The sequence below is a fragment of the Halalkalibacter sp. HAAS-P014 genome, assembly GCF_056619965.1.
In genome coordinates, this window is sequence record NZ_JBWQTV010000003.1 from 175,461 (window position 1) to 200,099 (window position 24,639).

Annotated in this window: 26 protein-coding genes and 1 other annotated feature; all 26 genes read left to right on the forward strand. The window is 37.9% G+C overall.

Annotation, left to right across the window (positions count from 1 at the left end; genetic code table 11):
• The first annotated feature begins 17 nt into the window (after nucleotides 1-17).
• The 26 genes from murB (at nucleotide 18) to AC1FXZ_RS03590 (ending at nucleotide 24,635) form a co-directional block, all read left to right on the forward strand.
• Nucleotides 18-932: a UDP-N-acetylmuramate dehydrogenase gene (gene murB / locus AC1FXZ_RS03465; RefSeq protein WP_480051013.1), complete on the forward strand. Its 915-nt coding sequence runs from the start codon at nucleotides 18-20 to the stop codon at nucleotides 930-932.
• A 202-nt stretch (nucleotides 933-1,134) separates the two neighbouring features.
• A complete protein-coding gene (locus tag AC1FXZ_RS03470) occupies nucleotides 1,135-1,914 on the forward strand; it encodes a cell division protein FtsQ/DivIB (RefSeq protein WP_480051015.1) in 780 nt (259 codons plus the stop codon).
• Complete coding sequence (locus AC1FXZ_RS03475; protein ID WP_480051016.1) at nucleotides 1,898-2,614, forward strand: DUF881 domain-containing protein; 717 nt, start codon at nucleotides 1,898-1,900, stop codon at nucleotides 2,612-2,614. Before AC1FXZ_RS03470 ends, AC1FXZ_RS03475 begins: the two co-directional genes overlap by 17 nt.
• 5 nt (nucleotides 2,615-2,619) lie before the next feature.
• A complete protein-coding gene (locus AC1FXZ_RS03480; protein WP_480051017.1) occupies nucleotides 2,620-3,330 on the forward strand; it encodes a DUF881 domain-containing protein in 711 nt (236 codons plus the stop codon).
• A gap of 7 nt (nucleotides 3,331-3,337) precedes the next feature.
• The gene (locus AC1FXZ_RS03485) at nucleotides 3,338-3,691 is read left to right on the forward strand and encodes a small basic family protein (RefSeq protein ID WP_480051018.1); all 354 of its coding nucleotides are present in this window, start codon (nucleotides 3,338-3,340) and stop codon (nucleotides 3,689-3,691) included.
• Nucleotides 3,692-3,878: 187 nt separating this feature from the next.
• The gene (ftsA, locus tag AC1FXZ_RS03490; protein ID WP_480051020.1) at nucleotides 3,879-5,171 is read left to right on the forward strand and encodes a cell division protein FtsA; all 1,293 of its coding nucleotides are present in this window, start codon (nucleotides 3,879-3,881) and stop codon (nucleotides 5,169-5,171) included.
• A 37-nt stretch (nucleotides 5,172-5,208) separates the two neighbouring features.
• Nucleotides 5,209-6,354, forward strand: coding sequence for a cell division protein FtsZ (gene ftsZ, locus AC1FXZ_RS03495; protein ID WP_480051022.1), 1,146 nt, complete (start codon nucleotides 5,209-5,211; stop codon nucleotides 6,352-6,354).
• Between the two features lie 242 nt (nucleotides 6,355-6,596).
• Nucleotides 6,597-7,520, forward strand: coding sequence for a sigma-E processing peptidase SpoIIGA (gene spoIIGA, locus AC1FXZ_RS03500; RefSeq protein ID WP_480051024.1), 924 nt, complete (start codon nucleotides 6,597-6,599; stop codon nucleotides 7,518-7,520).
• 24 nt (nucleotides 7,521-7,544) lie between these two features.
• Nucleotides 7,545-8,258, forward strand: coding sequence for an RNA polymerase sporulation sigma factor SigE (sigE, locus tag AC1FXZ_RS03505; protein ID WP_035662472.1), 714 nt, complete (start codon nucleotides 7,545-7,547; stop codon nucleotides 8,256-8,258).
• A gap of 361 nt (nucleotides 8,259-8,619) precedes the next feature.
• On the forward strand, nucleotides 8,620-9,405 hold the full coding sequence (sigG, locus tag AC1FXZ_RS03510; protein WP_480051026.1) for an RNA polymerase sporulation sigma factor SigG: 786 nt from the start codon (nucleotides 8,620-8,622) through the stop codon (nucleotides 9,403-9,405).
• Nucleotides 9,406-9,589: 184 nt separating this feature from the next.
• The gene (locus AC1FXZ_RS03515; RefSeq protein WP_480051028.1) at nucleotides 9,590-9,883 is read left to right on the forward strand and encodes a YlmC/YmxH family sporulation protein; all 294 of its coding nucleotides are present in this window, start codon (nucleotides 9,590-9,592) and stop codon (nucleotides 9,881-9,883) included.
• 90 nt (nucleotides 9,884-9,973) lie between these two features.
• Nucleotides 9,974-10,798, forward strand: a complete 825-nt coding sequence (pgeF, locus tag AC1FXZ_RS03520) for a peptidoglycan editing factor PgeF (RefSeq protein WP_480051029.1) — start codon at nucleotides 9,974-9,976, stop codon at nucleotides 10,796-10,798.
• 4 nt (nucleotides 10,799-10,802) lie between these two features.
• A complete protein-coding gene (locus AC1FXZ_RS03525) occupies nucleotides 10,803-11,483 on the forward strand; it encodes a YggS family pyridoxal phosphate-dependent enzyme (protein WP_480051031.1) in 681 nt (226 codons plus the stop codon).
• A gap of 23 nt (nucleotides 11,484-11,506) precedes the next feature.
• Nucleotides 11,507-11,962 carry a cell division protein SepF gene (locus tag AC1FXZ_RS03530; RefSeq protein ID WP_480051033.1) on the forward strand — a complete coding sequence of 152 codons (456 nt, stop codon included), beginning with the start codon at nucleotides 11,507-11,509 and terminating at the stop codon, nucleotides 11,960-11,962.
• A gap of 22 nt (nucleotides 11,963-11,984) precedes the next feature.
• The gene (locus tag AC1FXZ_RS03535; protein ID WP_480051035.1) at nucleotides 11,985-12,242 is read left to right on the forward strand and encodes a YggT family protein; all 258 of its coding nucleotides are present in this window, start codon (nucleotides 11,985-11,987) and stop codon (nucleotides 12,240-12,242) included.
• Nucleotides 12,243-12,339: 97 nt separating this feature from the next.
• On the forward strand, nucleotides 12,340-13,038 hold the full coding sequence (locus AC1FXZ_RS03540; protein ID WP_480051037.1) for a YlmH family RNA-binding protein: 699 nt from the start codon (nucleotides 12,340-12,342) through the stop codon (nucleotides 13,036-13,038).
• Between the two features lie 99 nt (nucleotides 13,039-13,137).
• Nucleotides 13,138-13,626: a DivIVA domain-containing protein gene (locus tag AC1FXZ_RS03545; protein ID WP_480051039.1), complete on the forward strand. Its 489-nt coding sequence runs from the start codon at nucleotides 13,138-13,140 to the stop codon at nucleotides 13,624-13,626.
• 70 nt (nucleotides 13,627-13,696) lie between these two features.
• Nucleotides 13,697-13,911, forward strand: a binding site (T-box leader).
• A 72-nt stretch (nucleotides 13,912-13,983) separates the two neighbouring features.
• The gene (gene ileS / locus AC1FXZ_RS03550; protein ID WP_480051041.1) at nucleotides 13,984-16,746 is read left to right on the forward strand and encodes an isoleucine--tRNA ligase; all 2,763 of its coding nucleotides are present in this window, start codon (nucleotides 13,984-13,986) and stop codon (nucleotides 16,744-16,746) included.
• A 150-nt stretch (nucleotides 16,747-16,896) separates the two neighbouring features.
• The gene (locus AC1FXZ_RS03555) at nucleotides 16,897-17,547 is read left to right on the forward strand and encodes a TraR/DksA C4-type zinc finger protein (RefSeq protein WP_480051043.1); all 651 of its coding nucleotides are present in this window, start codon (nucleotides 16,897-16,899) and stop codon (nucleotides 17,545-17,547) included.
• Nucleotides 17,548-17,623: 76 nt separating this feature from the next.
• The gene (gene lspA, locus AC1FXZ_RS03560) at nucleotides 17,624-18,091 is read left to right on the forward strand and encodes a signal peptidase II (protein ID WP_480051045.1); all 468 of its coding nucleotides are present in this window, start codon (nucleotides 17,624-17,626) and stop codon (nucleotides 18,089-18,091) included.
• Nucleotides 18,091-19,002 (forward strand): RluA family pseudouridine synthase, encoded by a 912-nt coding sequence (locus AC1FXZ_RS03565; RefSeq protein ID WP_480051047.1) that lies wholly within the window; start codon nucleotides 18,091-18,093, stop codon nucleotides 19,000-19,002. The genes lspA and AC1FXZ_RS03565 overlap by 1 nt, the downstream gene beginning before the upstream one ends.
• A gap of 199 nt (nucleotides 19,003-19,201) precedes the next feature.
• Nucleotides 19,202-19,738, forward strand: a complete 537-nt coding sequence (gene pyrR, locus AC1FXZ_RS03570; RefSeq protein ID WP_480051049.1) for a bifunctional pyr operon transcriptional regulator/uracil phosphoribosyltransferase PyrR — start codon at nucleotides 19,202-19,204, stop codon at nucleotides 19,736-19,738.
• A 141-nt stretch (nucleotides 19,739-19,879) separates the two neighbouring features.
• A complete protein-coding gene (locus AC1FXZ_RS03575) occupies nucleotides 19,880-21,181 on the forward strand; it encodes a solute carrier family 23 protein (protein ID WP_480051051.1) in 1,302 nt (433 codons plus the stop codon).
• A gap of 160 nt (nucleotides 21,182-21,341) precedes the next feature.
• A complete protein-coding gene (locus AC1FXZ_RS03580) occupies nucleotides 21,342-22,256 on the forward strand; it encodes an aspartate carbamoyltransferase catalytic subunit (protein ID WP_480051053.1) in 915 nt (304 codons plus the stop codon).
• Nucleotides 22,257-22,269: 13 nt separating this feature from the next.
• Nucleotides 22,270-23,550 (forward strand): dihydroorotase, encoded by a 1,281-nt coding sequence (locus AC1FXZ_RS03585; protein ID WP_480051055.1) that lies wholly within the window; start codon nucleotides 22,270-22,272, stop codon nucleotides 23,548-23,550.
• On the forward strand, nucleotides 23,547-24,635 hold the full coding sequence (locus AC1FXZ_RS03590) for a carbamoyl phosphate synthase small subunit (protein ID WP_480051057.1): 1,089 nt from the start codon (nucleotides 23,547-23,549) through the stop codon (nucleotides 24,633-24,635). The genes AC1FXZ_RS03585 and AC1FXZ_RS03590 overlap by 4 nt, the downstream gene beginning before the upstream one ends.
• Nucleotides 24,636-24,639: the final 4 nt, after the last annotated feature.

Here is a 24,639-nt window from a genome sequence, read left to right on the forward strand (position 1 = left end):
AAAGAGGGACCAAGAATATGAAACAGTTTATAGATTCGTTAAAAAAAGAAAATATCGTAATTAAAGAAGAGGAACTCCTAGCAAACCATACAACATGGAAAATTGGAGGGCCAGCTGATGTTTTTGTAGAACCAGATAGCTTACAAAGCTTAAAGAAAGTAATGAAGTTAGTAAATGATTACGATGTTCCATGGAGAGTAATTGGTAGAGGTTCTAATTTACTTGTGGCAGATGGAGGAATAGAAGGGGTAACAATTAAATTAGGTAAAGGTCTTGATGATCTCGTTATCAATAATGATACGATTAAAGTAGGAGGGGGTTACCCTGTAATTAAGCTAGCGACTCTCATTAGTCGAGAAGGTCTTTCGGGGTTAGAGTTTGCAGGGGGGATCCCTGGCTCAGTAGGTGGAGCAGTATTCATGAATGCAGGAGCACATGGGTCAGATATTTCAAAGATTTTAAAAGAAGCGCTAATCTTATTCCCAGATGGAAGGTTAGAATGGATTCAAAAAGATGATATGGGCTTTTCTTACCGTACATCTAGGCTTCAGGTTGAAAAGGGTATTTGTGTTGAAGCTGTTTTTCAATTGGAAAAAGGCGAAAAGACGGAAATTATCAAAAATATGCAAGCCAATAAAGATTACCGTCGAGAATCTCAACCTTGGAAATATCCTACCTGTGGAAGTGTATTTCGCAATCCTCTTCCTAACTATGCAGGCCAGTTAATCGAAGAGCTTGGGTTAAAAGGGTTTCAAATTGGTGGAGCGCAAATTTCAACTATGCATGCAAACTTCATTGTTAATATTGGAAATGCAAAAGCTCAAGATGTGCTTGATTTAATTGATCATGTGAAACGCTCTATTAAATCGGAATATAACATCGATATTGAGACTGAAGTAGAAATGATTGGCAGGTCAAAAGAAAACGAGTAAAATAGCTTATTTTCATTAGTGAATATGTTACAATTAAACTAATATAAGGTCAAAAAAGGTCCCTCCCTCCAAATTCTCATCTAGGAGAAGGGAGGGCTTTTCTTGCAAGTAAAGGTAGCACTTGGTTAATAGCAATCTGAAGAAGTTCAGGGGAGTTTTTCTTTTTGACTAAAAGACTGCTGTAGTTGTCGGGGGAGAGTATATGAATAAGGAAAAGGTAATTACGATTAATGAACGAATCCCATCGCTAAAAGAGCAGCGAAAACAGCGTGCTAATAGGCGCTTGCTGTTTTTTTTATCTTTCTTTTTTATACTCCTTGTGTTAATGGTCTATTTTCAATCACCCTTAAGTCACGTTAGAGGTGTTAATGTCCAAGGTAACGTCTTTGTTAACGATGAGGAAGTTACTAAGCTTAGTAACATAAACTCTGGGACAAGCATGTGGAACCTTGAGAAAGATGAGATCATTACGCAAATAAAAAAACACAAAGAAATTGCAAATGTAAATATTGAAAGACAGTTCCCGAGTACAGTTAATATCATTATCGAAGAGCATTCACGAATCGGATACCTTTACCAAGAAGATAGTTATTATCCTATCCTTGAGACGGGTGTCTATTTAGAAGAGTTACCCAAACAAGAATTTCCTTCAGACGCCCCACTTTTAATTGGATTTTCTGAAGGAGGGGCATTAGCTGAACTATCTGCAGAATTACAGACAGTTCCTAGTCACTTGATTGAAAGGATCTCTGAAATATTCTATGAGCCAACAGATAATGATATGTTTGCGATTGTTCTTTATATGACCGATGGTATTGAAGTTCATACGTCTATAAGAGGATTTTCTGAGAATTTAGCCCCTTATCCTTCAATTGTGAAACAATTGGATCAGAATAAGCAAGGTATTCTCCATATGAAAATGAGTCCGTATTTTGAAGAATTTAATAAGGAGGAGGAAGAAACTAGTGAAGGTGAAGGGTAAACATATTATTCTATCCTTCGTCTTACTTGTAACTGGATTTATCTCAGCACTCAGTTATCAAATTGCTACTGAAAGAAGTTCAGTGCTTCCACCAGGATTTGAACGTCAATGGGAACTTGAAGATGAGTTAAGAAACCAAGTAGTTATGGAGCAAACAACAAACTTGAAGTTACAAGAAGATTTGCGGTTATTGCAAGCTCAGATTAGGGAGTTGGAAAATAACTTAGCTTCTATGGACGAAGAGCAGGAAGTTAAAGCAAAAAATTTATTAGAGGATATTGAAAGGTTAAGAAAAATAGTAGGACAAGTTGAGGTACAAGGTCCTGGGATAGAGATAGCACTTACAGATGCTGACTATGTACCAGATGGCGCGAACCCAAATGATTATATTGTTCATGAATTTCATATCCAACGTGTTGTACATGAATTATTTGTTGCTGGGGCAGAAGCAATTGCTATAAATGGTTTTAGACTATCCCGTCAATCGTATATCCAGTGTACCGGTCCTGTTATAAGCGTAGATGGAAATGTATCCTCTGCTCCATTTGTAGTGACTGCAATAGGCGATCCTGATCACCTTGAATCAGCTTTGACGCTGCCAGGTGGGGTTCAACATCAATTATTAAATGATGAGATTACAGTCCGAATTCAGAAGCAGAATTTAATAACATTAGACCCTCAATTAACAGAGAGAGGGTGACGACTTTGCAAAAGAGTAAATGGATCTTCACTTTTGTAACAATCTGTATTGGTTTAATGCTTGCTATTCAGTTTCAAACGACAAAAGAACCAGTTATTCGTGATACGAGAGATATAAGAGAGCTTAGAAGAGAGTTATTAGATGAACAGGAAAAAAGACAACAGTTAAATTCTGAAATAGAGAAAGCGCAAGTTCTATTATTGCAATATGAAAATTCTATTGAAAATAGAGAAGAAGATGTTATCGACGTCCTCACACAACAAGTCAAGGACTTGCGTGTAGAGGCCGGTTTTGAAGAGCTGAGTGGTGAGGGGCTTATCCTTACAATTGATACGCTTTATAATGATCAATATTTTGGACAAGCAAGTCGAACCCCATCATCTGAAGTACTTAGGTTTCTAGTAAATGAGTTAAACATTTACGGTGCAGAAGAAATCGCTGTAGGTAACGAACGTATTATTACAACATCTGCTTTTCGAGATGTTAATGAGGTCACATATTTAAATAATCGTCGCTTACCTCCTCTTCCTTTACAAATAAAAGTTCTTACTGAAAAGTCGGAGAGTTTGCATAATCATATGCTCGTATCAGCTTCAATTGAGTACTTAGAGATTAGAGGCTTTTCATTATCGATTGAGGAAGTCGAAGAAGTTGAAATGCCTGCTTATGATCAAACGAGACGAGTACGGTATATGGAAGTAGTAAAGGAGGAGTAAGAAAGAAATGTGGTTACCAATTATTGGTTTGATCATAGGAGTGTTATTAGGACTAATGACGGACGTGCGAATTCCTGCTGAATATTCAAGTTACTTATCAATTGCTGTATTAGCAGCATTAGATACATTATTTGGTGGAATACGTGCATATTTACAGAATTCATTTGATCCTAGTGTGTTTTTATCGGGTTTTTTCTTTAATATACTTTTAGCGGCAGGTTTAGCTTTTCTAGGTGTTCATCTTGGTGTAGACTTGTATCTAGCAGCAATTTTTGCTTTCGGTGTTCGTCTATTTAATAACATTGCCGTAATACGGAGAATGTTGTTATCGAAATGGCAAGCGAATCATCAAAATAGGTAAAACCTTATACAATTGAATTTGAAAAAAAACATAAAAAAATGAGAAAATCGCGTTTTTAGAAAGGATAACTGTATTAAGTGTTGAATTAGTCTATAATCTATGAATATATTAGTACGCTAATTCTTTATTAGGTTTTTAAGCTGTTAACCTAATTGACGCGATTGATTACACGAGGAGGTGCCATAGATTGAACAGCGGCGAGATTTATGTAAGTTTAGACATCGGTACATCCAATGTCAGAGTGATCATTGGTGAAATGTCAAATGGAACGATGAATATTATTGGAGTTGGCAAGTCAAACTCTGAAGGGATAAAAAAAGGTTCGATTGTTGATATTGATGAAACGGTTCAATCGATTCGCAGAGCAGTAGAACAAGCAGAGCGAATGGTAGGGCTTTCAATAAAACAAGTGGTAGTTGGAGTGAATGGTAATCATATCCAGCTTCAACCTTGTCATGGAGTTGTTGCAGTTTCGAGTTCAGATAGAGAGATCGGTGATGAAGATATAGCTCGTGTTATTGATGCCTCACAAGTACTCTCTATTCCTCCAGAACGTGAAATCATTGATGTAATACCAAAACAATTCATTGTAGATGGTCTTGATGAAATCAATGACCCACGTGGTATGATTGGAGTAAGGCTTGAAATGGAAGGAATGATTATTACAGGTTCGAAAACCGTTTTACATAATCTACTCCGTTGCGTTGAGCGAGCAGGGTTACAAGTTGCTGAAATTTGTCTGCAACCATTAGCAACAAGTTCAGTAGCAATCTCGAAGGATGAAAAAAGTTTAGGGGTTTGCTTGATTGATATTGGTGGTGGCTCTATAACCGTTTCGATATTCGAGCAGGGGACTTTACAAAATACCACTGTTTTGCCAATTGGTGGAGATCATATTACAAATGATATCGCTGTTGGTTTACGTATTTCTTCTGATGAAGCAGAGCGAATTAAAACGAAGCATGGACATGCCTATATTGATGATGCTTCTAAGGATGAGCGTTTTGATGTAACAACGATTGGTCATTCTGAGGCTGAACAGTACACTCAATTTGAATTGGCTCATATTATTGAACCAAGGGTAGAAGAAATGTTCGAACTTATTTATCGTGAAATAACACGACTAGGATACCGTGATTTTCCGAGTGGGTATGTATTAACGGGGGGGACTGTAATGATCCCTGGTGTGTTAGAGTTAGCTAGTGAACTATTACAAGGGAATGTCCGTGTTGCACTTCCAGATTATTTAGGTGTTCGAGAACCACAGTACACAACTGGAGTTGGACTCATCCAATTTGCGTATAAAAATGCGAAAGTTCAAGGGAAAGAAGTTGCAGCCTCTGTAAGTGCAGCTGAAATGTATCAAGATACGAATCATGAACGTAAAGAATTACCGTTGGAACAGAAAAGCGAAAAGTCAAAAGCAAAACCAAAATCAAAAGGAAAAATGAAAAACTGGTTTAAAGTCTTTTTTGAATAGTATGAAGTGGGATTTAGTCTGATTAGGGGGACCTTACATGTTAGAGTTTGAAATGGATATGGATCAATTAGCACAAATTAAAGTCATTGGAGTTGGTGGCGGTGGAAGTAACGCTGTTAACCGAATGATTGAAAATGGCTTACAAGGTGTAGAGTTTATTGCTGTAAATACAGATGCACAAGCACTGCATCTTTCAAAAGCAGAAGCAAAGTTGCAGCTTGGAGGTAAGCTTACACGTGGTTTAGGTGCGGGAGCTAATCCTGAAATTGGAAAAAAAGCTGCAGAAGAAAGTCGTGAACAGCTCGAAGAATTGCTACAGGGTGCTGATATGGTGTTTATAACTGCTGGAATGGGTGGAGGAACAGGAACTGGTGCTGCACCCGTTATTGCAGAAGTAGCTAAAGAGCTTGGTGCTTTAACTGTAGGTGTTGTAACACGACCGTTTACATTTGAGGGACGAAAACGTTCTACACATGCAGCTGCAGGTATAGCTGCTCTAAAAGAAAAGGTTGATACACTTATTGTAATTCCAAATGATCGTTTATTGGAAATTGTTGACAAAAACACACCGATGCTTGAAGCATTTAGAGAAGCTGATAATGTATTGCGTCAAGGTGTTCAAGGTATTTCCGATCTAATTGCGGTACCGGGTCTTATTAACTTGGATTTTGCAGATGTTAAAACAATCATGAAGGAAAGAGGATCTGCTTTAATGGGGATTGGTATCGCCACAGGCGAGAATCGTGCAGGTGAAGCTGCGAAAAAAGCAATTTCCAGTCCTTTATTAGAAACATCTGTAGATGGAGCACAGGGTGTTCTAATGAATATTACAGGTGGATCAAACCTCTCATTATATGAAGTACATGAAGCAGCTGAAATTGTTTCAGCTGCATCTGATGAAGAAGTAAATATGATATTCGGCTCTGTTATTAACGAGAATTTAAAAGATGAGATAGTTGTAACGGTTATTGCTACAGGATTTGAAGATGTAGAAAATACAAACAATGGTCAACGTCAAATGGCTCCAAAGATGTCAAAGCCAGCTCAGAAACAAACGGCACAGCCAGTGCAGGAAGAGCAAAAGGAATCAAGGTTTGTACAGCAAAATGCACAACAAACAGAAGCAACAGATACGCTTGATATACCTACTTTCTTACGGAATCGTAGAAACCGTAATAGATAATTTTAACGAAGATGACCTAGTCACCTGATTCACCTTGTGAACTTGCTATAAGTTTACTAGGTGAGAAGGTGTCCTAGGTCTTTTTTATTTCCCTCAAAAACATCTTTATTTCATCTGAAGAAAAGGTGACAATATTACAAAAAATCTCCTAAAATATTCCCCTTTAGCTTGTCATGAAGTGACAGACTTCTTAATAGAATGTGTAATATACTTGTTTCAAATCAATGAATGTGAGGATGTTTATGACCTTATATATTGATGTGATTTGGTTGCTCAATCTATGTATCGATTACTTATTAATTGCTTTAACTGCCTTGGTGTTAAAGCGAAAGTTCCATCACATTCGAATGGTCCTAGCGGCATTTTTTGCTTCGTTAATTGTATTTTTCATGTTCACTCCACTTGCATCATTGTTTAATGAACCTTGGGTGAAGTTACTGTACTCAGCCGTCATTGTGTTTATAGCGTTCGGCTATAAAAGATTTCGATATTTCTTACAAGGATTGTTAATGTTTTACTTTGTTGGGTTTATGACAGGTGGTGGTCTGTTTGCTCTGCATTATTTTTGGAGCACAGAAGTTGAATTTTTAAATGGAATGGTTCAAGTTAATTCCGGTTATTTTGGAAGTGGAATAAGTTGGGTATTTGTCTTGATTGGTTTCCCACTAATTTGGTATTTTTCGAAACATCGATTTGAGGAGATTGAGATGAAACAAGTGCAATATGATCAGATTGTAGATGTCGATATTACCATCGTAGGTTACACATTTAGAACAAAGGGACTTATAGATAGTGGAAACCAATTATCCGATCCCATAACAAAAAGACCTGTCATGATTATTGAAGCTAGATTACTTAATCCTTTTTTCACTGTAGAATCAATTGAACACATTTTAACTTTTCATGAACATGCAAAAGAAGAAGGTTCAGATCAGCGTTTAGTGGAACGGGCTTGCATCATTCCATATCGAGTAATTGGTCAATCGCAACCTTTTATTACAGGAATAAGACCAGACAATGTGAAAATTTATAATCAGGAAAAGCAGTTTGAAACAAGGAATGTTTTGCTAGGACTTCAGGATAAGGAGTTATCTCCTGATGGGGTGTTTAAATGTATTGTTCATCCAAAGTTAGTTCTCGGTGTTTCCACTGATAAGCTAGCATAATCCAGTAATTAGGGGGCACACAACATGCTAAAGCTAAAGTTAACTTTATTGTGGTACAAATTAATGTATCGCCTAGGAATGAAAGCAGATGAGATTTATTACATAGGAGGAAGTGAGGCGCTACCACCACCACTTTCTAAAGAAGAAGAAGCTGTACTGCTCAAGAAATTACCTTCTGGAGACAAGGCTGTTCGCTCAATGTTGATTGAACGCAACTTACGATTAGTTGTTTATATTGCTCGAAAATTTGAGAATACAGGTATTAACATTGAGGATTTAATAAGTATAGGAACAATCGGTTTAATAAAAGCGGTTAATACGTTTAATCCAGAAAAGAAAATTAAATTAGCAACTTATGCTTCAAGATGTATTGAGAATGAAATTCTTATGTACTTACGTAGAAACAATAAGACTCGCTCTGAAGTGTCTTTTGATGAACCGTTAAATATCGATTGGGATGGAAATGAACTTCTTCTCTCTGATGTACTGGGAACTGAAGAGGATATTATTACAAGAGGGATTGAAGAAAAGGTAGATAGACGTTTATTGGTAAAAGCCCTTCATACATTAAATGATCGAGAGAAACAAATAATGGAATTAAGATTCGGACTAGCTGGAGACGAAGAAAAGACGCAAAAAGACGTAGCAGATATGTTAGGCATATCTCAATCTTACATTTCAAGATTGGAGAAAAGAATTATTAAACGACTCCAAAAAGAGTTCAATAAGATGGTCTAGGAGCAACTGTCAAAAGGTTAACTTTACCTTTTGGCAGTTGCTCCTACGTTTTTAGTAATTCGTTCTACGTGGAGCGCATTGATTGTTTTCCCCCTACAAGCTTGCGTACGAGAGAGGGTATAAATTGTGAAATCAAAGTGATAAAAAAAGGGTATATCTTCTAGCTGGTTTCTCATCAATAAGAACTAATTTTCTAACTTTTATATACAAATTGTATTAAAAATTTTTTTCTGTTAGATTTTGTTGTCATGACGTGCACGAGCGATAATGTACTTTTAGATTCGACATTGCTCGTGCATATTTTTTCCTGCTGAGGAGATACTTTTCATAGACATCATCTCCCGCGATAGGAGGGAAAGAATTGACACGAAATAAAGTTGAGATTTGCGGTGTAGATACCTCGAAATTACCTGTTCTAAAGAACACAGAAATGCGAGAGCTATTTGAGCGATTGCAAAATGGAGAATCAAGTGCACGAGAAACACTGGTGAATGGAAACTTGCGCCTTGTGCTAAGTGTAATCCAGCGTTTTAACAATCGTGGAGAATACGTTGATGACCTCTTTCAAGTAGGTTGTATAGGATTAATGAAGTCAATTGACAATTTTGATCTTAGCCAAAACGTAAAATTCTCTACATATGCGGTTCCTATGATCATAGGTGAGATTCGGCGCTATCTGCGAGACAATAATCCGATCCGTGTCTCTAGGTCTTTGCGAGATATCGCCTATAAGGCATTACAGGTTCGCGATCAAATCATGTCAGAAAAAAAACGTGAAAAAGAGCCAACTGTCCAAGAAATTGCCAAGGTATTAGATGTACCGAAAGAGGATGTTGTTTTTGCGTTAGATGCGATTCAAGATCCAGTATCTCTGTTTGAACCAATTTATAATGATGGTGGGGATCCGATTTTCGTCATGGATCAAATAAGTGACGAACGGAATAAGGATGTCAATTGGGTTGAAGAAATTGCATTAAAAGAAGCGATGGTCAGATTAAATGATCGCGAAAAGATGATCTTGAATATGAGATTTTTTGAAGGTAAGACCCAAATGGAAGTAGCAGATGAAATTGGGATATCCCAAGCGCAGGTGTCTCGATTAGAAAAAGCAGCAATTCAACAAATGAATAAACACGCTCAAATATAGGAAATGAGAGGATGGCTTTAGGGAAGGTTTTCATTAAGGGTCTTGAGGATTGAATAAGCAAGGATGATTAATGAGGATGGCCTAAGGTCATCCTCTTTTCTTTTTGCAGTTATGATCATCATAAATCCCCCACAGTCACGCATATAGTAGAAGACAAACTACTTCAAAGAGGTGTGACAGAACTATGATTAAAATATCAGAGCTACAAATTAAAGATATTGTAAATATGGATAATGGGAAGAGGTTAGGGAACTTAACAGATTTAGAAATAAACTTAACAACAGGAGCTATTGAGGCATTAATTATAAATGGATCTGGTAAAATGATGGGACTTTTTGGGAAGGAAACAGAAGAAATTATCGTTCCCTGGAAAAATATTATTCGGATTGGATCTGATGTTATTTTAGTAGAAGTACCAAGTGCTTATCATCGTAAACAAGAAAAATTTGAACGACCTTCGACACCACCAAAGAGATGAATGAAGAAGAAAGTCGTTTCTTGTATAGAGGCTCATATGATAAAATAAAATTATGATAAGTTTTCCTTTTTTAGAGGGGAGGAGGGAATTATGGAACCTTTTGTTCAAATAAGCGAACGATATTTAACAATTGAACGTTGGCAAAAAGACCATCCTCGCCTCGTTGTTGGTTTTTCGACTAGGTTAGGAGGCAAAAGTGAAGGGCCTTACGATAGTTTAAATATGGGATTTCATGTTGGAGATAATCCAGATGTGGTGAGGAAGAATCGTCAATTATTAGCAAGTGATATAGACATTTCACTTTCAAGGTGGGTTAGTACTGAACAAGTACATGAAGCTTCAATTAAGAAAGTTACAAAAGCTGAGGCTGGTTTTGGTAGTGATTCGCTTGATACGGCCATTCCAAAAACGGATGGCGTTTATACTTTTGAAGACAATTTGTTATTAACTAGCGTTTATGCAGATTGTGTTCCTCTATATTTTTATGCGCCAAAACATCATGCTGTTGGCCTTGCTCATGCAGGATGGCGTGGGAGCGTGCTAAATATTGGTGCTTTCTTGATAGAAAAATGGTTGCATGAAGGAATCTCGATTAATGATATTCATGTTGCTATTGGACCGAGTATTAGTCAGGCAGCATATGAAGTTGATAATAAAGTGATTATCGAAGTGATGAAGTGCTGGCCTGATTATTTAGAGCACTCTCCTTATGAGGAACAGGCAAATGGAAAATTCTTGCTAGATCTAAAAGAGGTAAATAAGCAATTATTGTTGCAAGCAGGCATTCAGGAAGAAAAATTATTGGTTTCCAATATTTGTACAGCTAGCGATAATAGGATGTTCTCATATCGTGCAGATGCTGGAAAAACGGGACGACTAATGAGTTTTATTGGACTTAAGATGGATGGTGATTAACAACATGACTGTAAGAGAAAGGTTAATGTTTTTAAAAGATGAGATTGAAAAAGCTTGTGAAAGAAGTAATCGTGATGAATCTTCAGTTAAACTAATAGCAGTGACTAAATATGTAAGTTTAGAAACGACAGCAGAGGTATTGAGTGCTGGCTTACAACATATTGGTGAAAATCGAGCTGAAGGTGCAGTAGAAAAATGGGAAGCTCTGGGAAATAGAGGGACGTGGCATTTTATCGGTTCGTTACAAACAAAAAAGGTGAAGAAAATAGTTGGAAAGTATGATTACCTTCATTCTCTTGACCGCCTTTCTCTTGCGAAGGAATTGGACAAGCGCCTGGAAGATGGTCAAGTAATGAAATGCTTTGTACAAGTGAATGTGTCTGGCGAGGAGTCAAAATCTGGACTTGCTCCCGAGGAAGTCATTCCCTTTGTCAGACAATTGACACAGTTTGAAAAGATCCAAGTGGTTGGGCTAATGACAATGGCTCCTTTTTTCGAGGATTCTGAATTGACAAGGCCTATTTTTCGAGAATTACGTAAAATAAGGGATCAAGTACAATTGTTGGAACTACCAAATGCACCATGTTCGGAACTTTCGATGGGCATGTCTAATGACTTTAAAGTGGCTATTGAAGAAGGAGCAACCTTTATTCGGGTAGGGTCAGCGCTTGTAGGTAGGGATTAGCTTTTAGTGAGAGGAGAATAAAAATGGGGATGAAGTCTAAATTTAAGCGTTTTTTTGAATTAGAGGATGAGTATGAAGAAGTAGAAGAATACGTTGAGGATCATACTGAAAAAGAGGATAGTCAGCCTAAACGTCGTACACGTAGTCAAGCAACAAAACAACAGCCAACTCCTGCTTCAACACAAAATGTCGTTAGTTTACAAAGTGTGCAAAAAGGCGCAAAAGTTATGTTACTTGAACCTCGAACGTACGACGAGGCGCAAGAAATAGCTGACCACCTAAAAAATCGTAAAGCCGTCATTATTAACTTGCAGCGAATTTCTCACGATCAAGCAAAACGTGTTGTCGATTTTTTAAGTGGAACAGTGTATGCTATTGGAGGGGACATTCAAAAGGTCGGTACCAATATTTTTCTTTGTACACCAGATAACGTTGATGTCTCAGGAACGATTACAGAAATGATGCAAGAGCATTTTTAGTTAGTAGAAGGTGGTGAACACTTTGCAAGCAATTGGTATGTTACTTTATCAAGCTATGTATATTTATTCTTTCTTTATTATTGGATATATTTTAATGTCGTGGTTTCCGAATGCCAGGGAGTCTTCAATTGGCCAATTTTTAGGACGAATTGTAGAACCTTACTTAGAACCATTTAGAAAATTTGTACCTCCACTTGGTATGATTGATTTATCACCAATCGTGGCTATAATTGTGTTACGTCTAGCAAGTGGTGGAGTCCTTGCGCTATTTGGGATTTAACAGATAGGGGTGAGCATAAATTAGTATTTATCAACACTATCGTGAAGAAGAGCGCCCTTTTGTTGACCAGGTACTCGAATGGCTAGATGACGCAAAATTGAGGCATATTGATCGTTTAAGTGATTTCCTTGACCCGAGACAGCAAGAAATTGTACGAACAATTATAGGATATGATGATGAAGTGAGCCTCTCGTTTGCGGGGGGCTCTCCTTATGCTGAACGTCGCCGTATGCGCTTGACGCCTTCTTATCTAGAAACCACTATTGCTGATTTTAACCTTACATTATTTTCAATTGACTATCCGGTTAAATTCATTAAATTAGAACATAGAGATATATTAGGGTCTGCTATGAATGTAGGAGTGAAACGTGAAAAATTTGGCGATATTTCACTAAGTGAAGATGGTGTTGCACAGATGATTGTAGCAACTGAAATTGCTGATTATCTTGAGATGAATATTCAAACAATTGGAAAAGCATCTGTGCGTTTGAATCGAATTCCGTTATGTGAGCACATTATACCTAAAGACGAATGGGAAGAATCTATGGCTACAGTATCGTCTATGAGACTAGATGTGGTGTTAGCTCAAATATTTAGACTTTCGAGAACGAAAGTTTCGCCGTACATTGATAAGGGACTCGTTAAAGTTAATTGGAAAACAGTTGATCGTGTCGATTTTATTCTAGAAGAAGGCGATAACATTTCGGTTAGAGGATTTGGAAGGGCGCGTATCACAGAAATAGATGGACTAACGAAAAAGGCAAAGTATCGTTTACGTTTTGGGCGAAAGAAATAGGGAAAATTGAAATCGTTGCAGGATTACAGAAATTCGTGTCGAAATACTGGTTATTATAGGAGTATTGCTGATCACTCAAACAACATGGAGGTGGCTTATATGCCTTTAACCCCTTTAGACATTCACAATAAAGAATTTACAAGAGGGTTTCGTGGATATGATGAAGATGAAGTTAATGAATTTTTAGATCAAGTTATTAAGGATTATGAGGCTGTTTTACGTGAGAAGAAGGAGTTATTCGAACGTGTTACCAATCTAGATGAAAAGTTAGATCATTTTAATAATATCGAAGAAACGTTAAATAAGTCGATCTTAGTTGCTCAAGAAGCAGCTGAAGAAGTAAGAAGAAATGCACAAAAAGAAGCGCAGCTTATTGTCAAAGAAGCTGAGAAAAATGCTGATCGAATTATTAACGATGCACTTGCAAAGTCTAGAAAAGTTATGATGGATATGGAAGAATTAAAAAAACAGGCTTCTGTTTATAAGATGCGTTTTAAAATGTTAATTGAAGCTCAATTAGAGATGCTACAATCAGATGATTGGGATGAAGTAACAGAAGAGGATGATGTAGCTGAAGAGCGCGTTTAGAAGTTTTTTCTTCATAACCTTGCACTTATTAAATGGCTATCATATAATGATAATCATTAAATGAATGTTGATAAAGACGATGATAGGGACGAGTACAGTGTGGAAACGTGACTAGCGATTTAGGGATGGTGCAAGCCTAAACACGGTTACATTGGAAAATCACCCTTTAGTTTTGCACTGAAATAAAACAGTAGGCTGCAACGAGTTATTCCCGTTACGAATATCGAGTGGAAAGTGAAGGCTTTCTAGCAGGGTGGTACCACGGGTAAACTTCTCGTCCCTTTTTGGGGATGAGAAGTTTTTTTGTGGAGCAAAGCTATTTCCACCTTCTAACAAGTAAATAGGAGGAAAGAAAGAATGGAGTACAAAGACACATTATTAATGCCAAAAACAAAGTTCCCTATGCGAGGAAATTTACCAAATCGAGAGCCAGAAAGACAAGAAAAATGGAATGAAATGGATATTTATAAAAAAGTGCAAGAACGAACTCAAGGTCGTCCTTTATTCGTATTGCATGATGGTCCCCCGTATGCAAATGGTGATATTCATATGGGACATGCCTTGAACAAGATTCTTAAGGACTTTATCGTTCGTTATAAGTCAATGGCTGGATTTCATGCACCATATGTTCCTGGCTGGGATACTCATGGCTTGCCAATTGAAACAGCCCTAACGAAAAATGGGAAAGTCAATCGCAAAAAAATGAGTGTAGCTGAGTTTCGTAAACTTTGCGAAGAGTATGCAAGAAAGCAAATAGAACGTCAGCGAGAACAGTTCATTCGTTTAGGGGTTCGTGGGGATTGGTGGAATCCGTATATTACTTTGGATAAGGCGTATGAAGCGCAGCAAATAAAAGTATTTGGTGAAATGGCCAAGAAAGGTCATATCTATAAAGGCAAAAAGCCTGTCTATTGGTCTCCTTCATCAGAATCTGCACTTGCGGAAGCTGAGATTGAATACAAAGATAAACGTTCGCCATCTATTTATGTTGCTTTTAACGTAAAAGATGGTAAGAGTGTTCTTACAGGTGATGAGAAATTTGTAATATGGACAACAACACCTTGGACGATCCCGGCAAACTTAGCAATTGCTGTACATCCCGAACTTGATTATAATGTTGTTTCTGTTAACGATCAAAAATATGTTGTGGCTGCAGGGCTTTTGGAGTCTCTTCAAAAGGAATTCGAATGGGAAAGCCCAGAAGTTGTGAAAACGGTAAAAGGTACCGATCTTGAATATGTAAAAGCAGAGCACCCTATATACGGACGGGAATCTTTAGTTATTTGTGGTGATCATGTAACACTCGATGCTGGTACAGGTTGTGTACATACAGCTCCAGGACACGGGGAAGAAGACTTTATTGTAGGTCAAAAATATGGCCTTGATGTATTATGTCCGGTTGATGATAAAGGGAATATGACAGAGGAAGCTCCTGGATTTGAAGGTCTGTTCTATGATGAGGCAAACAAGCCAATAACAGAGAAGTTAGATGAAGTAGGTGCACTGCTTAAGTTAACATTTATTACTCATTCATATGCTCATGACTGGAGAACAAAAAAGCCGGTAATTTACCGCGCAACAGCTCAATGGTTTGCTTCTATTGAGAATTTCCGAGCTGATTTATTAACAGCAATTGAAGAAGTTGACTGGTTGCCAAAATGGGGAGAAACGCGCTTATTTAATATGGTTCGTGATCGTGGAGATTGGTGTATTTCTCGTCAACGTGCATGGGGCGTTCCGATTCCAGTGTTTTATGGTGAGAATGGTGAACCGATTATTACAGATGAGACGATTGAACATATTTCTAATTTGTTCCGTGAGCACGGTTCGAATGTTTGGTTTGAATGGGAAACAAAACAACTATTACCAGAAGGGTTCACATCTGAACATAGCCCAAATGGAACTTTCACTCGTGAGATGGATATTATGGATGTTTGGTTTGATTCAGGCTCTTCTCATCAAGCGGTATTGGAAGAACGAGATGATTTAAAACGTCCTGCTGATCTTTACCTAGAAGGCTCAGACCAGTATCGTGGATGGTTTAACTCATCACTTTCTACAAGTGTAGCTATAACGGGAAAAGCTCCTTATAAAGGAGTGCTAAGTCATGGTTTTGCTCTAGACGGTGAAGGCCGAAAAATGAGTAAATCAATTGGAAATGTGGTAATTCCAAATGATGTTATGAAACAATTAGGTGCGGATATTTTACGTCTTTGGGTAGCGTCTGTAGATTACCAAGCGGATGTCCGTGTTTCTGATAAGATTTTAAAGCAAGTATCAGAATCATATCGTAAAATTCGTAACACTTTTCGCTTTTTATTAGGAAATTTACATGATTTTGATCCTTCAAAAGATTATGTTAACGATTTAAAAGGCGTAGACCTCTTTATGCTTGTAAAGTTAAATGAAGTTATTGAAAAAGTGACAGAAGCATATGACCAATATCAATTTTCGGCTGTGTATCATGCGATTCATAATTTCTGTACGATTGAATTAAGTTCATTCTATATGGACTTAGCTAAAGATACATTATATATTGAGCATGAGAGTCACGAGGCTCGACGTGCAATTCAAACCGTAATGTATGAAATACTCATTGCTCTAACTAAACTTGTGTCACCAATCTTAAGTCATACAGCAGATGAAGTATGGGAACATATTCCAACAGTTTCTGAGGAAAGTGTACAACTAACAGACATGCCTAAGGCAAAGGATTTTGGTGATGTTAACGAATTAAAAACAAAGTGGAACCACTTTATGCTTGTTCGTGATAATGTCTTAAAAGCACTTGAACAAGCAAGAAATGATAAGAAGATCGGTAAGTCATTAACTGCGTCTATTACGTTATACTCGAGTGGAGCTGTTAAAGAATTACTTTTGGATATCCCTCAACTCGAAAAATTATTTATTGTCTCGGGTGTTACATTGGCTGGAGAAGTAAGTGAGGCTCCTAGTGATGCAATCAAATTTGAGGAATTAGCGATTGTTGTTGAGGCTGCAAAAGGAGAAACATGTGAGCGTTGTTGGGTTGTTTCAGAAACAATTGGTCATGATGACGAACATCCAGGTTTATGCTCTACTTGTGCAGAAACAGTAAAAACTTATTATGTGAAAAATTAATAATTGGAATTAAAAGGTCTGACTTTCATCAACAAGAGTCAGACCTTTTCTTTTTTATTTATCTTTGACAAATGTTGTGTTGGCTATCTCTCCATCAGCTGGTCACAATAATAAATGAGCATTTAAATTTATGTGATGGGGAGGATGAATATGGCTAATTATACAAAGATCAAGCAACAGCTTCTTGAGAGAAAATTGCAAGTAGAAGAACGTATAAAAAACCATTTTCAAGAAGAACAATCGAGAACGCTATCTTTTTCAACTGGTGAGCTTTCTCAATATGATAACCATCCTGCTGATACGGCAACTGATTTATACGAGAGAGAAAAAGACTTTGCATTACTTGAGCAATTGGAAAGAGAACATGAAGAAATTGAACATGCTTTAACAAAGTTTGGAAATGGAACTTTTGGTATATGTGAAGTGACTGGTCAGGAGATACCATATGAACGGTTAGAAGCCAATCCGGCTGCTCGTACGGTAGTAAATATGGCCAATAATCGCATTACGGATGATAGGCCACCTGAAGAAGATGTATTAGATGGTTTTCACAAGTTTAACTTCGATAAGGATGACCATGAAACAGAGTTTGATGCAGAAGACGCTTATCAATCTGTTGCACAATTTAATGAAAACTCAATGATCTATGAGGATTCATCACTTGACGAAAATAATGAGCTAATCGGCTATGTTGAAGAGATTGAAGGATTTCTTTCAACAGGTATTGAAGGCTATACAGGTGATGAGGATATTGTCTTTCAACGTAATGTCCATTACGATCAATACTTGAACGGAAAGTAGGGGGTCATCCCCTTCTTTTTGTGCTATAATGCTTAACGTATGGAAAGATGTGGACTTATGGAACGGAGGACTAATATTGAAATATTATCTTATAGCTTTTATTGTTTTGATAATTGATCAAATTACTAAATGGATTGTTGATACAGAGATGGCCATTGGAGAGAGAATCACCATCTTAGAAAATATTCTTTATTTTACGTCTCATCGTAATCAAGGTGCAGCATTTGGGATTCTTCAAGGACAGATGTGGTTCTTTTATATTGTTACAACAATTGTTGTAATTGCAATTATTTATTACATGCAAAAGGAAGCAAAAAATAGTCGTTTATTCGGTGTTTCTTTAGCACTTATTCTTGGTGGAGCTCTAGGGAATTTTATCGATCGCTTATTCAGAGGAGAAGTTGTCGATTTTATTGATACATATATTTTCGGCTATAATTTTGCCATTTTTAATGTAGCTGATGCAGCACTTTGTATTGGTGTAGGCCTTTTATTTATTAAAATGATCAATGATGAACGTCAACAAAAGAAGGAGAATAAGTAATGGAACATTATGAATGGACAATTGGAAATGACAAATTAGAACGAATAGATAAATTTTTGACAATGGAGAACGAGAATTGGTCACGAACTCAAGTGCAAATTTGGATCAAAGACGAGCACGTGAAAGTGAATGGTTCGAAGGTGAAAAGCAATTATAAAATTACAGAGGGTGATGTCATTACTCTTGATATTCCTGAAGCTGAGGAATTAGAAATAACTGCAGAGGATATTCCGCTTGATGTCGTATATGAAGATGAAGATGTTATCGTTATAAATAAACCAAGAGGGATGGTTGTTCACCCAGCTCCTGGTCACCATAGTGGTACATTAGTGAATGCTTTAATGCATCATGTTAAAGATTTATCAGGAATTAATGGTGTGATTAGGCCCGGAATTGTACACCGTATAGATAAAGATACTTCTGGATTAATAATGGTAGCTAAGAATGATCGTGCCCATGAGTCACTTGTAGAACAATTAAAAGCTAAGACAACAAAAAGGGTTTATAAAGCAATTGTACATGGAGTTATACCACATGAACATGGTACAGTAGATGCGCCGATCGGTCGAGATAAAAAGGACCGTCAAAAAATGACTGTAACTGAAGAAAACAGTAGGGATGCTGTAACCCATTTTACCGTACTTGATACGTTTGATGACTATACGTATGTGCAATGTGAATTAGAAACAGGAAGAACTCATCAAATTCGAGTGCATATGAAATATATTGGATACCCTTTAGCTGGAGATCCGAAATATGGTCCAAAAAAGAAAACACTGGAGATAAACGGACAAGCACTTCATGCAGAAGTACTTGGATTTAAACACCCCAAATCTGGTGAGGAAATGGTTTTCCATGCACCTATACCCGAAGATATGGAGAATCTTCTTCACTTATTACGGACAAAATAATGTTGACATCAATAACACTATGGTTCATAATTAACTAAGAACTTAATAGTCCTTTAACTACAGTCCCGTGAGGCTGAGAAGGAAACGGAGATAAGGAAAACAGGTGTGTTTACGTCTGTATCCCTTATGAACTTTAACCTCTCATGTCTAAAGGATGTGAGAGGTTTTTCGTTTTCTAGGAGAATATGGAGGTGTGCATGTGTCAAGAGTAATCTTGGATGAGCAAGCTATAAGACGAGCAACAACTCGGATAGCTCATGAAATTATTGAGCACAATAAAGGTATTGAAAATTGTATTTTAATTGGTATAAAAACCAGAGGAATTTATCTAGCAAAGCGTTTGGCTGAACGTATTGAACAAATTGAAGGTGCTAAGATACCTGTTGGAGAGGTTGACATCACCCTTTATCGTGATGATTTGACAGTGAAATCAGAGTCAAAAGAACCGATTCTTCAAGGAACCGATATTCCTGTTGAAATAAGTAATCGCAAAGTAATTCTAATTGATGACGTACTTTTTACGGGGAGAACGGTGCGAGCTGCCCTTGATGCGTTGATTGATATTGGCAGACCTGAACAGATACAACTAGCTGTTCTAATAGATCGGGGGCATCGGGAATTACCAATTCGCCCTGATTATGTAGGGAAAAATGTACCGACTTCCAAGAGTGAAAAAATTGTCGCAAAGCTTAGAGAAGTTGATAAAACAGATGAAGTAACAATCGAACAAAAATAAATACATTACCTCTTTAAATTAGTCCTGTGAGGCTTTCAAGAGGGTCAAAATCCTACTCCGTTGCATTTTACGGTGGGCTTATTTGGACCTCTTTGCCTAAGCAGAGAGGTTTTTGGTTTACAATAGGAGGAGTTTTTTGAAATGGCATCAGACACAAAAGGAATAGGCATCAGAGAAGTGCCAAGATTAGATAAATGGATTGTTTTAAGTTTACAGCATTTATTTGCCATGTTTGGGGCAACAATCCTTGTACCATACTTAGTGGGTTTAAGTCCTGCAGTTGCTTTACTTTCAAGTGGGTTGGGAACATTAGCGTACCTCCTCGTTACAAGAGGTCAAATACCGGCTTACTTAGGCTCCTCATTCGCATTTATCGCTCCAATTATTGCGGCATCATCATTAAATGGCCCTGAAGGAGCAATGATCGGGAGTTTCTTAGCAGGTATTGTATATGGAATCATTGCATTAGTCATAAAAGCATTCGGAGCTAACTCAATTATGCGCTTTTTACCACCGATTGTTGTGGGGCCAGTCATAATGGTAATTGGATTAGGGTTAGCAGGCGTAGCAATTGATATGGCAATGAATGAACCTATAACAGGTGAATATTCAACTACACATTTTATCGTAGCCTTAATTACATTAACAATTACTGTATTAGCGACGATGTTTTTCAAAGGTTTCTTCAGTCTAGTTCCCATTATGTTTGGGATCATCGGTGGGTATTTAGCAGCTTTGTTTTTTGGACTTGTCGATTGGCAGCCAGTTCGAGAGGCAAGTTGGTTTCAAGCTCCGGACGTACTTGTTCCGTTTGTGACCTATGCTCCAGCATTCTCATGGGAGATCGCCTTCATCATGGTTCCGATTGCAGTTGTTACAATTGCTGAACATATTGGAGACCAAATGGTATTAAGTAAAGTTGTTGGAAAGGATTTTATCAAAAAACCAGGTTTACACCGGTCCATTCTAGGGGATGGAATAGCAACGATTATTGCTTCGTTCGTCGGAGGACCTCCAAATACAACTTATGGCGAAAATATCGGAGTCCTTGCAATCACTCGAGTATTCAGTGTGTTTGTTATAGCGGGTGCCGCCGTAATTGCTGTAGCTTTCTCATTCGTGGGTAAGTTTGCAGCGCTTATTTCAACAATTCCTACTGCTGTCATGGGTGGTGTATCAATTCTGTTGTTTGGAGTAATTGCTTCATCAGGATTACGTATGTTAATTGATAATGAAATTAGCATTGGATTAAAGAGGAACTTAATTATCTCTTCTGTCATTTTAGTGATAGGAATCGGAGGAGCGTTTATACAAGTCTCAGATAATATTGAGATTGCAGGTATGGCATTAGCGACGATCGTTGGGATTATTTTGCACCTTGTTTTACCTGAAAAAGAAGTAAGTTATGGAAAGAAAACAATGTTCGAAACTGATAATAACTAAATAGATTTCCCTTTTAATGAAGTACAGAGAGACTTCCAAGGGGTTCGGCAAAGAGAAGGATAGCTTCTCTCTTTACGTATACCCTGGGAGACACTCTGCTCACAGGGTTATTTTTTTATATGGGTGAAACAAAGGTATACTTAAGAGGAGGCTGGTTTGAATGGTGACAATGATGGAACAAAAAGCGATTAGGGGAGAATTACTAACACTAGAGGAGCTGTCAACAGTCGAAATTGTTCACATATTAAAGGAGGCAGCCGGTTTTGCAGAAGGAAAAGAGTGGCGAGTAAACAAAGAATTATTTATCGCAAACCTGTTCTTTGAACCGAGCACTAGAACACGATACAGCTTTGAAGTTGCAGAAAAAACATTAGGATTAAATGTTCTATCTTTCTCAGAGGAGAGCTCAAGTGTGCAAAAAGGTGAATCATTACTTGACACTGTGAAAACTTTTGAAGCGATCGGTGCGAATGCTCTTGTTATCAGACACCCAGAAAATGACTATTTTAACCAAATTCGAAAAAGTTTAAGTATTCCAATTATTAATGCCGGGGATGGAAGTGGTCATCACCCAACACAATCGCTGCTTGATTTGTTAACGATTCAACAAGAATTCTCTACTTTTACTGGTATCAATGTGATCATTGCTGGTGATTTACGGCATAGTCGAGTAGCGCGTTCAAATGCTAATATGTTAACAAGGCTTGGAGCAAAGGTGAAAATTGCCGGTCCAAAAGAATGGATGGCGGGGTATGAACAATCTTATCAATATGTCGATCTTGATGAAGAACTACCAAATGCCGATGTCGTCATGCTTCTTAGAATCCAGCATGAGCGCCATGACGGAAAAATGAAATGGACAAAAGAAAGTTATCATAATGAGTATGGGTTAACACTTGAAAGAGAAAAAAGAATGAACCCAAATGCCATTATCTTACACCCAGCTCCAGTAAACCGAGGAGTTGAGTTAGCAGATGAACTTGTTGAATGTGAACGTTCTAGGATTTTTAAACAAATGAAAAACGGTGTCGCAGTTAGAAAAGCGGTTATAAAACGTGCGCTCGAACAAATATAAGGGGGAACGCAAAATGACAATTAAACTTGCAGGTGGATTGGTCTTAACTGAGAATGGGAAGTTGGAAATGAAAGACGTTTATATGGTAGAAGGGAAAATTCAATTTAATGAACCAAATGAAGATGAAATCAAAGTAGTAAACGTAGAAGGCAAGTTGATTGCACCAGGACTCGTAGACGTTCACGTACATTTGCGTGAACCAGGTGGAGAGCATAAAGAAACGATCGAAACGGGAACGAAAGCAGCAGCAGCTGGAGGTTTTACAACAATCGCAGCCATGCCAAATACTAGACCTGTACCCGATACAAAAGAGCAAATGGACTGGTTACAAAAACGAATTGACTCGACTGGACTTGTACGTGTACTTCCGTATGCGTCAATCACAACAAGGCAATTAGGTAAAGAACTAACCGATTTTGATGCACTTAAAAATGCAGGTGCGTTTGCTTTCACAGATGATGGAGTCGGTGTCCAATCAGCTGATATGATGCTGCAAGCAATGAAAAAAGCTGCAGCAGTGAATATGGCTGTTGTTGCCCACTGTGAAGAAAATACTCTAATTCATGGTGGCTGTGTACATGAAGGGGTGTTCTCACAAAAGCATAATCTTCCTGGTATTCCATCTGTATGTGAATCCGTGCATATTGCTCGTGATGTGCTACTAGCTGAAGCAACTGGATGTCATTATCATGTTTGCCACGTTAGTACTAAAGAGTCCGTTCGTGTAATTAGAGATGCAAAAGCTGCCGGAATCAATGTAACTGCTGAAGTATCACCTCATCATATCTTATTATGTGAAGATGATATTCCAGGGTTAGATACTAACTTTAAAATGAATCCACCTTTACGTTCAAAAGAAGATAAAGAAGCTCTTTGGGAAGGGCTTTTAGATGGAACAATTGATTTTATTGCAACGGATCATGCGCCACATACAGAGGAAGAGAAAGCTGTGGGAATGGAAAGAGCACCATTTGGAATTGTAGGGTTAGAAACAGCGTTCCCGTTGCTCTATACCCATTTGGTGAAAACAGGAAGAATTACCCTAAAGCAGCTTGTTGATTGGTTAACAGTAAAACCAGCTAAGACATTTAACTTACAATCAGGTGTCCTGAAAGAGGGAGAAATTGCCGATGTTACAGTTATAAACCTTGAAGAAGAACGTGTAATTAATAAAGAAACATTTCTTTCTAAAGGAATGAATACGCCATTTGATGGTTGGGCTTGTTTTGGGTGGCCAGAATATACATTTGTTGATGGAAAACTTGTATTTGAGAAAGGAACGGTGACAGTATGAAACGTCAACTCATTTTAGAAGATGGTAATGTTTTTGTAGGTGAAGGTTTCGGAGCAGAAAAAACAATGAGTGGGGAAGTCGTCTTTAATACTGGTATGACAGGGTACCAAGAGATTTTATCGGATCCATCTTATTGTGGTCAAATTGTAACAATGACATATCCCCTTATCGGGAACTATGGAATCAACCGTGATGATTTTGAATCAGTTACTCCAGCAATCAATGGATTTATTGTGAAAGAATATGAACCGGAGCCAAGTCATTGGTGTCAAGAAGAATCGCTCGACACGCTTTTACGTGCGAAAGGCATCCCAGGATTATCAGGTATTGATACTCGTAAATTAACTCGTTTAATTAGAGAACATGGAACCCTACGTGGTCGTGTCTGTTCACTAGATGTTGACGTTTCTGCAGTCGTAGATGAGTTAAAGCAAACGACGTTCCTCCGTGACCAAGTACAACGTGTATCAACTAAATCGCCTTATCATGCTCCTGGAAGAGGGATGAGAGTCGTGCTTGTTGATTTTGGTATGAAGCGTGGTATTTTACGAGAGCTAATTGCCAGACAGTGTGATGTTGAGGTTGTTCCGTATAATACGAGTGCAAAAGAGATTTTACGTCTTCGTCCAGATGGAGTGATGTTAAGTAATGGACCCGGAGACCCACTCGATGTACCGGAAGCAATTGAAATGATTAAGGAGATTCTTGGACAAGTGCCGATTTTTGGTATTTGCCTTGGACATCAGCTACTTTCTCTTGCATGTGGTGCAACAACAAGCAAATTGAGATTTGGGCATCGTGGATCCAATCATCCAGTCCGTGAAATAGCAACTGGAAAAATCGATATTACTGCACAGAATCATAGCTACACTGTTGATCGTGACTCTTTGGAAGGGACAAGCCTTGAATTAACACATGTTGCTGTGAATGACGGTACGGTAGAAGGTGTCAGACACCTCGAACACGCAGCATTTAGCGTACAGTACCATCCAGAAGCATCACCAGGACCACATGATGCGAATGAGTTATTTAACCAATTCGTGACAATGATGGAAACAGAAAAGAAAGCAACTGTGCTTGTCTAATCGA

What these genes read in the sequence shown, in the direction of transcription:
- AC1FXZ_RS03545 (WP_480051039.1), top strand. Translation starts at nt 13,138, where the DNA reads ATGCCTTTAACCCCTTTAGACATTCACAATAAAGAATTTACAAGAGGG.
- AC1FXZ_RS03565 (WP_480051047.1), top strand. Translation starts at nt 18,091, where the DNA reads ATGGAACATTATGAATGGACAATTGGAAATGACAAATTAGAACGAATA.
- AC1FXZ_RS03580 (WP_480051053.1), top strand. Translation starts at nt 21,342, where the DNA reads ATGGTGACAATGATGGAACAAAAAGCGATTAGGGGAGAATTACTAACA.
- sigE (WP_035662472.1), top strand. Translation starts at nt 7,545, where the DNA reads ATGCTAAAGCTAAAGTTAACTTTATTGTGGTACAAATTAATGTATCGC.
- pgeF (WP_480051029.1), top strand. Translation starts at nt 9,974, where the DNA reads ATGGAACCTTTTGTTCAAATAAGCGAACGATATTTAACAATTGAACGT.
- AC1FXZ_RS03485 (WP_480051018.1), top strand. Translation starts at nt 3,338, where the DNA reads ATGTGGTTACCAATTATTGGTTTGATCATAGGAGTGTTATTAGGACTA.
- murB (WP_480051013.1), top strand. Translation starts at nt 18, where the DNA reads ATGAAACAGTTTATAGATTCGTTAAAAAAAGAAAATATCGTAATTAAA.
- AC1FXZ_RS03470 (WP_480051015.1), top strand. Translation starts at nt 1,135, where the DNA reads ATGAATAAGGAAAAGGTAATTACGATTAATGAACGAATCCCATCGCTA.
- AC1FXZ_RS03525 (WP_480051031.1), top strand. Translation starts at nt 10,803, where the DNA reads ATGACTGTAAGAGAAAGGTTAATGTTTTTAAAAGATGAGATTGAAAAA.
- ftsZ (WP_480051022.1), top strand. Translation starts at nt 5,209, where the DNA reads ATGTTAGAGTTTGAAATGGATATGGATCAATTAGCACAAATTAAAGTC.
- AC1FXZ_RS03590 (WP_480051057.1), top strand. Translation starts at nt 23,547, where the DNA reads ATGAAACGTCAACTCATTTTAGAAGATGGTAATGTTTTTGTAGGTGAA.
- AC1FXZ_RS03575 (WP_480051051.1), top strand. Translation starts at nt 19,880, where the DNA reads ATGGCATCAGACACAAAAGGAATAGGCATCAGAGAAGTGCCAAGATTA.
- spoIIGA (WP_480051024.1), top strand. Translation starts at nt 6,597, where the DNA reads ATGACCTTATATATTGATGTGATTTGGTTGCTCAATCTATGTATCGAT.
- ileS (WP_480051041.1), top strand. Translation starts at nt 13,984, where the DNA reads ATGGAGTACAAAGACACATTATTAATGCCAAAAACAAAGTTCCCTATG.
- AC1FXZ_RS03515 (WP_480051028.1), top strand. Translation starts at nt 9,590, where the DNA reads ATGATTAAAATATCAGAGCTACAAATTAAAGATATTGTAAATATGGAT.
- AC1FXZ_RS03555 (WP_480051043.1), top strand. Translation starts at nt 16,897, where the DNA reads ATGGCTAATTATACAAAGATCAAGCAACAGCTTCTTGAGAGAAAATTG.
- AC1FXZ_RS03585 (WP_480051055.1), top strand. Translation starts at nt 22,270, where the DNA reads ATGACAATTAAACTTGCAGGTGGATTGGTCTTAACTGAGAATGGGAAG.
- AC1FXZ_RS03530 (WP_480051033.1), top strand. Translation starts at nt 11,507, where the DNA reads ATGGGGATGAAGTCTAAATTTAAGCGTTTTTTTGAATTAGAGGATGAG.